This is a genomic window from Microcoleus sp. A003_D6, from assembly GCF_036702825.1.
Taxonomy (GTDB): domain Bacteria; phylum Cyanobacteriota; class Cyanobacteriia; order Cyanobacteriales; family Microcoleaceae; genus Microcoleus.
On sequence record NZ_JAUBWA010000086.1, the window covers coordinates 1 to 10,525 of the forward strand.

Below are 10,525 nucleotides of genomic sequence, written 5' to 3' on the forward strand. Positions count from 1 at the left end.
AAACATTTTTCCTTGTGGAACGGGCCGGAGAGCCCGTTCCAAAATTTGATTAAAAGGACTTTTGCAAGAGGTCTATTTTACAACCCCGTCGTTTGATGTTTGTAATGACTAGCCCTAAACCGCCGGGTTTCAACCGCCGATTTCATGGACTTCAACTACTAGAATAAATCCCTCTTTCTTCCAGTTGCTGCATAAAAAACTCTTCCAAAGTAGGTTTAGCTAAATTCATCCCAATTAGCTGCCCTCCCGTAGCGCTCAGACTAGAAAGAAACTCCTTCGGACTGCCCTGCAAATGACCGTACCACAAATCATTATCAACTTCCATATCCGGTATCCATTTTTGCAGGATATTCAAATGGCCGCCCCTACCTTCAACCCGGTAAGTTTCAGTATTACCCAAAAGTTGGTCGATCGCACCAATGCAGATTAACTCACCCTTCGCTAAAATTGCCACGCGATCGCAAATCTTCTCCACATCAGACAATATATGCGAATTAAAAAAAATTGTTTTTCCTTGATTTTTCAGCGATAAAATTATCTCCCGCATCTGATAGCGTCCCATCGGATCTAAACCCGACATCGGTTCATCTAAAAATACCACATCTGGATTGTTAATCAAAGCTTGAGCCATGCCGATCCGTTGCAGCATTCCCTTGGAATACTGGCGCAACTGTTTTTTAATTGCTGCCGATTGAGCTAGCCCAACTAAGTCTAGCAAATGCGGAATTCGCTGCCGCTGAATCGAGGGAGGAATTTGAAATAACCCCGCCGCAAATTGCAAGAATTCCCAGCCCGTGAGATAATCGTAAAAATAGGGATTTTCTGGCAAATAGCCGACTCGCTGCTTCACTGTGCGATCGCCCAAAGGCCTCCCCAACAGCAGCGCCCTCCCGGAAGTCGGCTGCACTATACCCAGCAAAGTTTTCAGCAGCGTAGTTTTTCCCGCTCCATTTTGCCCTAACAGCCCGAAAGTTTCCCCCTCAAAGACACTTAGAGTGCAACTTTTGAGCGATTCAATCTTTTGGTTCATCCAAAAGCCAGTACGGTAGAACTTCCCCAGATTAAATGTTTCCACTACTGGGGTAGATCCGGGCATCTCGGTGGGATTGGGCGCATCTACAAGAGGTTCCATTTTTGTCAGAGAAATAACTAGCACCTGATTATATTCTATTTCATAAGTTAAGTAATAATTGATTTTTTTAATGTTAAACTAATATTAGCTGCACTGAAAATTTTCTGAATATGGATCGTTCAAAAATTATTGCTATTATCACAGGGGTGATTTCTATAATTTTAGCAGTTGCCTATCTGCTGCTCGTCACCATCCTCGACTTCCGAGGGGAAATGCTGCCCGCACCTCAAAGTCAGTTGCCAGTCTCGCTGCCAATTCAGCAATTAGGCACTGCCAACCCGACTTTGCGAGTACATTAGTTATTAGACCTCTTGCAAAAATCCTTTTAATCAAATTCTGGAACGGGCTCTCCGGCCCATTCCACAAGAAAAAAAAATTTGTGGGATGGGCATCTTGCCCGTCCTAGTTATTTTTGCAAGAGGTCTATTGGTTATTAGTTATTAATTATTGCAATAACAACTAACAACCAACAACTGCCAACTAACAACTGCGAACTGCCAACTGCGAACTGCCAACTAACAACTGCCAACTGCCAACTAACAACTAACTAATACACGTGAATTGCTTTCATCATGTGATATGCAACTAGCAACTGCGTCAAAGCTAGCGGGTAACTTTGCAAAACTTCGCCAGTTGTGCCGATCAGTTTGCCAATTTCCGGGTTGCCTTGGGCGGAGCAAAATCCCCGCAGGTGCGGCAACTCGCTGCACAACATCTTTTCCAGTTCGTTTACTTGCTCGCTGGTAGCGTGGGAGTCTACTTCCAAAACGTCAACCGGTTTGCCCATATCCCGATCGAGCCCCAAGCGAATTGCAGGTCTAAAACTCTCGCTGCCTCGACCTAAAATCTCAGTAAAATCAGGGTGAGGAATTGTCGGCCTGAGCACTAAACGGACGCTCAAATTGGATTCCTTGTCCGCTTCGGGCGGGTAAAAACTAACTACAACGTCGGCAGATTTGCGCTGAGGACGAATGAAGTCTTCAGAGTCCGATTCCCGTTTTTGTATTTCGGCAAGCACCTGTTCTTCAGTATAACCGCGCTTCATGACATCGCGCTTAACTTTCCACTGAGTTCGCAACTCTTCTGGGGGAGCCAGATACACTTTTACGTCGTAAGAATCGCGGATTGTTCGGGTTGCGTAACCCAGCAAACCTTCAACTATTACAAATTTGCTGGGCTTGATGTATTCCGGCGGGTCGAATGTACCTGTGGTGTGGTTGTAGATGGGTTTGAGAATTGCTTGTCCGGTGCGTAGCAGGCTGAGGTGCTGCTGCATGATGTCGAGGTAATTGCAGTCGGGATGCAATGCTGTCAGCCCGATTTCGGTCCGCTGCTTTCTGTCGTAGCGGTGATAGTCGTCAGTGCAAATCACAGTGACATTTTCTGGGCCCAATACTTGGGCAATTCCCCGCGTGAGAGTGGTTTTTCCCGCTGCGCTGTCTCCGACAATACCGAGAATAATTGGTCGATCGCTCATTGTTTTTACCCGGACGCACAATAGAAAATTTTGTTGTCAATCTTAAATTTTATCAAAATTGTGTTCGATCCGATCGCTCGGTTTGACTCGATCCCCCCGGAGTCTCCCCCATGTGTAAAATTATTGTAAAATTTCTTAATAAAATTCAACAAAGCATACTCAGGGAACATCTCATTGAACGATCGTAATTACCCAATTCTCAATTCCCTGTTTGTCCAATTCCCAAGGCCCCATTACCAGTCATCCTTTCGTTTGTTGCTGTAAGTTTCCCAATCTTCGTATGGCTGCGACTGATACAGTGGTTCTGGTTCTATTTCTGCTTCCAATTCTGCTGACATTTCTAATTCGGGTTCCGATTCCTGCTGATAGATGTTAAGAGGTTCGACAACGCGGGCGATCGCATCTTTGACAAATGCTTTCACAAACTCGTCCTTCCTATTTAACTGAAACTGCCTTTGCACGACTTCGGCGATACCGCCGTCGCCCCAATCTTGGTCGTGGCGGAAATATTCAATAAAACTTTTACCAGCAATTCTGGTTAAATAAGCGGCGCTGACTGCTTGAATTGCTTTGCCAAGTACAAACCCAGCTACACTTAATTGCAGCGCCCTTGACACTATTTGAATTACACCTTCAACTATTCCCAAACTTGCTAGGGTTTTTGCTAGAGACAATGCCAATTCTTTGGCGCGATCGATATTTAATTCACAGCCGTAAATCTTGGCAATTTCTACTACCATTTGAGCGTTAACTGCTGCTGTCGCTAACAAATCCACAACTGGCAAAGGCGTTACGGCAATTACTCCGGCTCCGATCCACTGAAATCGCTCTACTGCTTTATCAGCTTGTCGCCTCCTTTGAGCGTCAATTAACTTGCGCGCTTGGTCTCCCAAGTGCTGAGATTGCAGCAAAATATTATCCGCAATTAAGTCTTCGCCTTCGGCTCGCAAAATGGCAGCGACGCGCCGAATTAATGGCATAATATCCGGGTCGGGATGAAAAATTGTGCCGTCTTCTAGTACAACTTTTTGCGGATTGGCGCTAATGGCTACTACATCCATTGCTGATACAAAACCCTTAACTCGTTCCCGGAGTCTAGCGAGAATTTCATCTTTGTCGCTGTCGGGATAAAGGTCAACTTTATTAAAAACCACGATCGACCTTTTGCCAATTTCCGCCAAAGTCCGCAGCGGTTCGTACTCGGATTTGCGCAAATCGCCGTCCAAAACAAATAAGATCAAATCTGCCCTCGCCGCCAACTGTCTCGCCAATTCCTCTCTGTAAGTTCCCGCTACTCCCGCTTCCAAAATGCCTGGGGTATCAGTAATTGCTAATTCTCGATCGATTCCTTTCAATGAAAGAGTGTAAGTTTCGCCAACTTCGGTAGTTCCCATCGGCGCGCCCACCTGTCCCGCCATCCGCCCCACCAGCGCATTCACAGCGGAAGTTTTGCCCGCAGAACCGGTACCGAAAACAACTACTCGAACGCTGCCGCGAGCCATGCTAGCTTCAATTTCGCGGGCTCTCAACAGCAAAGCTTGCCGCGCTACTTCATCTTGAATGCGATCGACTTGCTGCCTGATTGCTTTGAGATTTTCCGAAGCAGCTTCACTTTTGACAACAGGAACCTTGGGCTGAATCGCCCGTTTTCCCTTAACTTTCTGAGGGCGTTGCAGCAGCCTAAAATAATAAAACAGCGCAAAAATTAGGGTTCCCAAAAGTACAATTATCAGGAAAATCAGCAAATTAGCCAGCAGCGGAGAGGCAGACCACGCAACTTGACTGTAAAGCCCTGTTAAGGAACTCACCAGCCCGATAATCAGCCCCAGGGTGAGGCAGAAAGCAGCAATTAAGGTTAACAGGCGCGGCAAAGGCATGAGGAAAGCGGCCAATAAAAGGGTTATGCTTTGATTTTTACATTTTCTTAAATCTTCTGATCTATAGTTTAGCAATCACACAAAGGAGCAAAAATTATGGGACTATTTGACCAAATTTTGAGCGCGATCGACAATCCCAACCAACAAGCAAGTCCCAATCAGTTGGGCAACATTCTCGGTGCGGTAGAACAGTTGAGCGACAACCAGGGCGTCGATGCGGGCACGACTCAGCTAGCAATGTCGGTTTTGGGCGGACACGTGCGATCGGCATTGCAAGACGTGCGATCGCAGTCGGGAGACGCACAAGCTCAAGAAGTTGTCAACCAATTTAGCGGCACAAATCCCAATCCGGAAGCAGTTCAGAGTTTGTTCGGAGCCGACCAACTTACGCAGATAATAGCCGATATCGCCCAAAGAACCGGTTTGAATAACGCGACAGTGCAAGCGATGATACCTGTTTTAGTGCCAATCGTACTCAATTTGCTGCAAACCGGCGGCAACGCCCAAAATCCAGCCCAGGGCGGAAATCCCGTTTTGAATGCGTTTTTAGATGCAGATGGAGACGGCGACGTAGATATTACTGACGCAATGTCGATGGCTAGCCGCTTTTTGAATCAGCGCAGTTAGCACTACCGAAATCACCGTAAGGGCGGGTTTTACCAACAATAGACCTCTTGCAAAAGTCCTTTTCATAAATTTATTGGACGGGCAAGATTCCCATCCCGCAAGAGTTATTTTTTCTTGTGGGATGGGCATCTTGCCCGTCCTAGTTATTTTTGCAAGAGGTCTAATTTATGCCTCAAACAAATCATCTCCTAAACCCGCCCCTGCCAAACTTCACGCATCGTCTGTGTTGCGCTGCTGCAATATATCCAGAATGCGCCGATTTTCCGTCTGGAGACCTCGAATATCTAATTCCACCACCTCCATCCGCTGAAGGCTTTGAGTCATGAGTTGAAGCATCGCATCAATATTGCGCTGATTAATTTCAATATTGCGGTTCATGATTTCAATATTGCGCTGGTGTACTTCGGTGGTGGAAATTAAAGCACTAACAGCTACTTTAAGATCGATCGCATCATTTTCTAGGCGATCGACACGATTGGGGATATTGCTAGATTCACTCATAGGCTTTTGAATTAATACTATAGAGCCACTATTTTAGCAATTTATAGGGTGAGCGAGCAAAGAGAGGGAGCGCACAATACACAAAATCGCCATTTGCTGAAGTACCCTAATGCAAAACTTCACGCATCGTCAGTGTTTCGGTGCTGCAATATATCCAGAATTCGCCGATTTTCCGTCTGGAGACCTCGAATATCTAATTCCACCACCTCCATCCGCTGAAGGCTCTGAGTCATGAGTTGAAGCATCGCATCGATATTCCGCTGATTAGCTTCAATATTGCGTTGATGAATCTCGGTTGTCGAAATTAAAGCACTAACAGCTACTTTAAGATCGATCGCATCATTTTCCAGGCGATCGACACGATTGGGGAGATCGTTGGATTCATTCATGGTTTTTTTAAACGGTACGATACACCGAATATTTTAGCAATTTGTAGGGTGAGCGAGCAAAGAGGGCGATCGCACAATATACAAAATCGCCATTTGCTGAAGTACCCTAATGCAAAACTTCACGCATCGTCAGTGTTGCGCTGCTGCAATACATCTAGAATGCGCCGATTTTCCGTCTGGAGACCTCGAATATCTAATTCCATCACCTCCATCCGTTGAAGGCTTTGAGTCATGAGTTGAAGCATCGCATCGATATTCCGCTGATGTGCTTCAATATTGCGGTTCATGGTTTCAATATTGCGTTGATGAATCTCGGTTGTCGAAATTAAAGCACTAACAGCTACTTTAAGATCGATCGCATCATTTTCCAGGCGATCGACACGATTAGGGAGATCGTTGGATTCATTCATAGGGTTGTGAATCGGTACTATAGAGCCACTATTTTAGCAATTTGTAGGGTGAGCGAGCAAAGAGGGCGATCGCACAATACACAAAAGCCCTCTTTACTACCCAATTCAACTGCTCTAAAACAGTCAACAGTCAACCGCCAACAACCAACAGTTATCAACCCAAACCCAAATCAGTCACAGCACCGACACTGCTAGAAGAAACCAACTTAGCATATTTAGCCAAAACGCCCTTAGTATACCGAGGTTTAGGAGGCTGCCAAAGAGCCCTGCGCTGCTCCAATTCTGCATCAGAAACATTGAGCTGCAACAACCGATTTTTAGCATCAATCGTAATCGAATCGCCCTCTTTTACCAGAGCAATTGTGCCGCCAACTTGTGCTTCTGGTGCAACGTGACCGACAACCATTCCGTAAGTTCCGCCGGAGAAGCGGCCGTCAGTAATTAACCCCACAGAATCGCCCAAACCGGCGCCAATAATTGCCGAAGTTGGTGCTAACATTTCGCGCATTCCCGGCCCGCCTTTGGGCCCTTCGTAGCGGATGACAATCACATCTCCAGCTTGAATTTTGCCCGCTAAAATTGCATCCAAACAATTTTCTTCAGATTCAAATACCCGCGCCGGGCCGGTAATTTGCGGTTTTTTAACCCCTGTAATTTTAGCAACTGCTCCTTCTGTTGCTAGATTTCCCCTGAGAATTGCTAAATGTCCTTGGGCGTACATCGGGTTATTCCAAGGGCGGATGACATCTTGGTCGGTGCGCGGTTCGGTTGGAATATCTGCCAAGACTTCAGCAATAGTTTTGCCGGTAATTGTCAGGGCGTCTCCGTGCAGTAAACCCTTTTCTAGCAGCATTTTCATTACTAGAGGAATGCCGCCGGCTTTGTGCAAATCGGTTGCTACATATTTGCCGCTGGGTTTGAGGTCGCACAGCACCGGCACTTTCGCTCTAATATTTTCAAAATCGTCGAGGGACAGTTCAACTCCGATCGCATTTGAAATGGCTAATAAATGCAGCACAGCATTGGTTGAACCGCCGATTGCCATAATTACCGCGATCGCATTTTCAAAGGCTTTGCGTGTCAAAATTTGGCTCGGTAACAACTGTTTGCGGATTGCTTCCACCACAACTTTTGCAGATTCGGCAGCGCTGTCAGCTTTTTCGGCATCCTCAGCAGCCATTGTCGAAGAATAAGGCAAACTCATGCCCATTGCTTCAAAGGCGCTGGACATGGTATTTGCAGTGTACATTCCGCCGCAAGCACCAGCACCCGGACAAGCTTTTTGTTCGACTGCGGCGAGTTCTGTTTCGTCAATTTTGCCGGCGCTGAATTGACCGACTGCTTCAAAAACGCTGACGACGGTTAAATCCCGTCCGTTGTGGTGTCCCGGTTTGATCGTGCCGCCGTAGACAAAAATAGCAGGAATATTCATGCGGGCGATCGCAATCATCGCCCCCGGCATATTTTTATCGCAACCGCCGACAGCGAGCACACCGTCCATACTTTGGCCGTTGCAAACAGTTTCGATGGAATCAGCAATCACATCTCTCGACACCAGAGAATATTTCATCCCTTCAGTTCCCATCGAGATCCCGTCGCTGATCGTAATCGTACCGAACATCTGCGGCTTCGCGCCGGCTTCCGTTGCACCCGCAATAGCCCGCAAAGCGAGGTCGTTCAATCCCATATTGCAGGGCGTAATCGTGCTGTACCCGTTGGCAATCCCCACAATCGGCTTAGTGAAATCGCCGTCGCCAAAACCGACTGCCCGCAGCATTGCTCGGTTGGGCGCGCGCTGTACGCCTCCAGTCACAGCTTGGCTTCTCAAATTTTCAGGCATTCTCAAACTTCCTTTGTCTGTTGACAGTTGACAGTTGACAGTTGACGGTTGACAGTTGACGGTTGACAGTTGACAGTTGACGGTTGACAGTTGTCAGTTGTCAACTGCCAGCTCGCCCAAAAACGAATACAAGTTTCCGATAATCGTCGTGGTGAGCCCATAATTTTAGACCAAAGTTCCGGCTCCCAGATGAATCTGTGGAGCAAATCTAAAATCTAAAATCTAAAATCGACTGACTCAGTGGCGAGCGCCGAGAGTTTTACCCTATTGTTGATTTTCTCAGAAGCTTTGATATTTGTCAGACCTTTTAACAGGCAGTGGCACCGCAGTGCCCCGAAAGCAATGCAAAGATTCTACAGATGCTACAGCGTGCAGGGTGAATACCGTGGTTATCTGGGATGATGTGGTAACACCCATCACTCTAACGTTTAAAAATAATTGCGAGGCGAATGACATGGAGGCCGATCGAATTCTGAGGCAATATGCGGCCGGAGAAAGAAATTTTCGAGAGATTAACCTCACCGGGGCCGACTTACAAGGGGTAAACCTCAGCGAGGCTAATTTTACCAGAGCGAATTTCCAAGACGCAAACCTCAAAGGCGCTAACCTGACAGGAGCGAACTTGCGCGAGGTGAAATTGGTAGGGGTGGAGATGACGGAAGCCAACCTCAGCGAAGCAAATCTCATCGGTACCGATTTGAGCCGCGCCAATCTGTGCGGGGCTAACTTGGTGGGAGCCAACCTCCGAGGCTCAATGGCCAGAGAAGTCAACATGACCAAGGCTAATTTGACCGAAGCTAATTTGACCGAAGCTAATTTGACCGAAGCTAATTTGTTTGCGGCCAACTTAACGGACGCTAGCATGATTCGCGTTAATTTGATGAAAGCAAATTTGAGTTGGTCAACTCTCAAAGCGGTAAACCTGACAAATGCCATTCTCAGCGACTCGCTTTTAGAAAGAGCTAACCTGACTCAGGCAATTCTCAGCGGGGCGATGCTGAGCGGGGCCAACCTGACTGGTGCAGACTTGCGCCAAGTAACGATGGTTGGAGCTAATCTGAGCAATGCTAATCTGAGCAATGCTAATTTGAGAGTTGCTAATGTGAGTTGGTCAACGCTGGCAAGAGCTAATTTGAGCGGTGCTAATTTGTACCGGGCAAAGCTGTGCTGGTCTAATTTTAGCGGGGCTATTTTGGTGGAAGCGGTTTTGATTGACGCTAATCTCAATCGAACTAACTTCCGCGATGCAGATTTGAGGCGGGCAATTATGCCCGACGGCACGACTAATGATTCTCAATAGTTGACTGTTAACTGTTAACTGTTGACTGTTAACTGTTGACTGTTGACTGTTGACTGTTGACTTTTGACTGTTAACAAATAACCAATAACTAATGACTACTAACTAATGACTCTCAGTGAATTATTGATTCTGGGTGCGGCCGGAATTTTTGCCGGAATTCTAGCTGGATTTTTGGGTATCGGCGGCGGTACGGTGCTCGTGCCTTTGTTGGTGGCTCTCAATTACGCTCCGGTGCAAGCGGTTGCTACTAGCGGTTTGTCGATCGTTATTACAGCTATTTCTGGCAGCATCCAGAATTGGCGCATGGGCTACCTCAGCTTGAGTCAAGTCGCAGGCATAGGATTTCCCGCCGTCATTACAGCACAAATCGGTGCTTATTTGGCGGGGATATTTCCGCCTTACTTGCTGTTACTTACTTTTGGGCTGTTGCTGTGGCTGAATGTTTATTTAATTGAAGTTCGCAAGCGCCTGACAGCTAAGAAGAAAGCGGAAGCAGAACAAGGGGAACTGGGAGGACAAGCGGGACAAGGAGAAAATGCTCAATTACCAATTACTAATTACCAATTACCACAAAATTCAAATATTTTATTCAATCCGACTTTTGCTAAAATTGCTACCGGCAGTGCCGCGGGTTTATTAGCGGGTTTGTTTGGCGTAGGCGGCGGCGTGATTATGGTTCCCCTGCAAATCTTGCTGTTAGGAGAAAGCATTAAAACCGCAATTCAAACGAGCTTGGGCGTCATCGTCATTACGGCAATTTCCGCGACGGCGGGACACGCGGCGCGCGGGAATGTTTTGTGGGTTGTGGGGTTGATTCTGGGCGGCGGCGGTTTGTTGGGCGTGCAGGTGAGTACGCGGTTTTTGCCGAGATTGCCCGATCGCACTATTAGTTTAGCTTTTCGATCGCTCTTGGCAATCTTATCGATTTATGTTTTCTGGCAAGCTTGGCAAAAATTTAGTAACGGGTAATTG

Annotated in this window: 11 protein-coding genes; 4 read left to right on the forward strand and 7 right to left on the reverse strand. The window is 46.9% G+C overall.

What is annotated here, in order from left to right:
* Nucleotides 1-151 precede the first annotated feature (151 nt).
* Nucleotides 152-1,132, reverse strand: a complete 981-nt coding sequence (locus tag QUB70_RS21810) for an ABC transporter ATP-binding protein (protein WP_332983421.1) — start codon at nt 1,130-1,132, stop codon at nt 152-154.
* A 110-nt stretch (nt 1,133-1,242) separates the two neighbouring features.
* On the opposite strand from QUB70_RS21810, the gene QUB70_RS21815 reads away from it, so the two are divergent.
* The gene (locus QUB70_RS21815; protein WP_332983394.1) at nt 1,243-1,431 is read left to right on the forward strand and encodes a hypothetical protein; all 189 of its coding nucleotides are present in this window, start codon (nt 1,243-1,245) and stop codon (nt 1,429-1,431) included.
* A 248-nt stretch (nt 1,432-1,679) separates the two neighbouring features.
* Here the strand turns inward: QUB70_RS21815 and QUB70_RS21820 are convergent, their stop codons facing one another.
* Nucleotides 1,680-2,609 carry a phosphoribulokinase gene (locus QUB70_RS21820; RefSeq protein ID WP_332983395.1) on the reverse strand — a complete coding sequence of 310 codons (930 nt, stop codon included), beginning with the start codon at nt 2,607-2,609 and terminating at the stop codon, nt 1,680-1,682.
* A gap of 233 nt (nt 2,610-2,842) precedes the next feature.
* Nucleotides 2,843-4,486, reverse strand: a complete 1,644-nt coding sequence (locus QUB70_RS21825; RefSeq protein WP_332983397.1) for a YcjF family protein — start codon at nt 4,484-4,486, stop codon at nt 2,843-2,845.
* 96 nt (nt 4,487-4,582) lie between these two features.
* On the opposite strand from QUB70_RS21825, the gene QUB70_RS21830 reads away from it, so the two are divergent.
* On the forward strand, nt 4,583-5,113 hold the full coding sequence (locus QUB70_RS21830; protein ID WP_332983398.1) for a hypothetical protein: 531 nt from the start codon (nt 4,583-4,585) through the stop codon (nt 5,111-5,113).
* 210 nt (nt 5,114-5,323) lie between these two features.
* On the opposite strand, the gene QUB70_RS21835 is transcribed toward QUB70_RS21830, so the two are convergent.
* The 4 genes from QUB70_RS21835 to ilvD form a co-directional block, all read right to left on the reverse strand.
* Complete coding sequence (locus QUB70_RS21835) at nt 5,324-5,614, reverse strand: hypothetical protein (RefSeq protein WP_332983399.1); 291 nt, start codon at nt 5,612-5,614, stop codon at nt 5,324-5,326.
* A gap of 119 nt (nt 5,615-5,733) precedes the next feature.
* Entirely contained in the window at nt 5,734-6,003 is a 270-nt protein-coding gene (locus QUB70_RS21840; RefSeq protein WP_332983400.1) for a hypothetical protein, read from the reverse strand.
* Between the two features lie 119 nt (nt 6,004-6,122).
* Nucleotides 6,123-6,413, reverse strand: a complete 291-nt coding sequence (locus tag QUB70_RS21845; RefSeq protein ID WP_332983401.1) for a hypothetical protein — start codon at nt 6,411-6,413, stop codon at nt 6,123-6,125.
* A 154-nt stretch (nt 6,414-6,567) separates the two neighbouring features.
* Nucleotides 6,568-8,253 carry a dihydroxy-acid dehydratase gene (gene ilvD, locus QUB70_RS21850; protein ID WP_332983402.1) on the reverse strand — a complete coding sequence of 562 codons (1,686 nt, stop codon included), beginning with the start codon at nt 8,251-8,253 and terminating at the stop codon, nt 6,568-6,570.
* Nucleotides 8,254-8,707: 454 nt separating this feature from the next.
* Here ilvD and QUB70_RS21855 point away from each other — a divergent pair, with 454 nt between their 5' ends.
* Entirely contained in the window at nt 8,708-9,553 is an 846-nt protein-coding gene (locus QUB70_RS21855; protein WP_332983422.1) for a pentapeptide repeat-containing protein, read from the forward strand.
* 105 nt (nt 9,554-9,658) lie between these two features.
* Nucleotides 9,659-10,522, forward strand: a complete 864-nt coding sequence (locus tag QUB70_RS21860) for a sulfite exporter TauE/SafE family protein (protein WP_332983403.1) — start codon at nt 9,659-9,661, stop codon at nt 10,520-10,522.
* Nucleotides 10,523-10,525: the final 3 nt, after the last annotated feature.

Coding starts and splice junctions, on each gene's coding strand:
- QUB70_RS21810 (WP_332983421.1), bottom strand. CDS start 1,132: ATGGAACCTCTTGTAGATGCGCCCAATCCCACCGAGATGCCCGGATCT.
- QUB70_RS21815 (WP_332983394.1), top strand. CDS start 1,243: ATGGATCGTTCAAAAATTATTGCTATTATCACAGGGGTGATTTCTATA.
- QUB70_RS21820 (WP_332983395.1), bottom strand. CDS start 2,609: ATGAGCGATCGACCAATTATTCTCGGTATTGTCGGAGACAGCGCAGCG.
- QUB70_RS21825 (WP_332983397.1), bottom strand. CDS start 4,486: ATGCCTTTGCCGCGCCTGTTAACCTTAATTGCTGCTTTCTGCCTCACC.
- QUB70_RS21830 (WP_332983398.1), top strand. CDS start 4,583: ATGGGACTATTTGACCAAATTTTGAGCGCGATCGACAATCCCAACCAA.
- QUB70_RS21835 (WP_332983399.1), bottom strand. CDS start 5,614: ATGAGTGAATCTAGCAATATCCCCAATCGTGTCGATCGCCTAGAAAAT.
- QUB70_RS21840 (WP_332983400.1), bottom strand. CDS start 6,003: ATGAATGAATCCAACGATCTCCCCAATCGTGTCGATCGCCTGGAAAAT.
- QUB70_RS21845 (WP_332983401.1), bottom strand. CDS start 6,413: ATGAATGAATCCAACGATCTCCCTAATCGTGTCGATCGCCTGGAAAAT.
- ilvD (WP_332983402.1), bottom strand. CDS start 8,253: ATGCCTGAAAATTTGAGAAGCCAAGCTGTGACTGGAGGCGTACAGCGC.
- QUB70_RS21855 (WP_332983422.1), top strand. CDS start 8,708: ATGGAGGCCGATCGAATTCTGAGGCAATATGCGGCCGGAGAAAGAAAT.
- QUB70_RS21860 (WP_332983403.1), top strand. CDS start 9,659: ATGACTCTCAGTGAATTATTGATTCTGGGTGCGGCCGGAATTTTTGCC.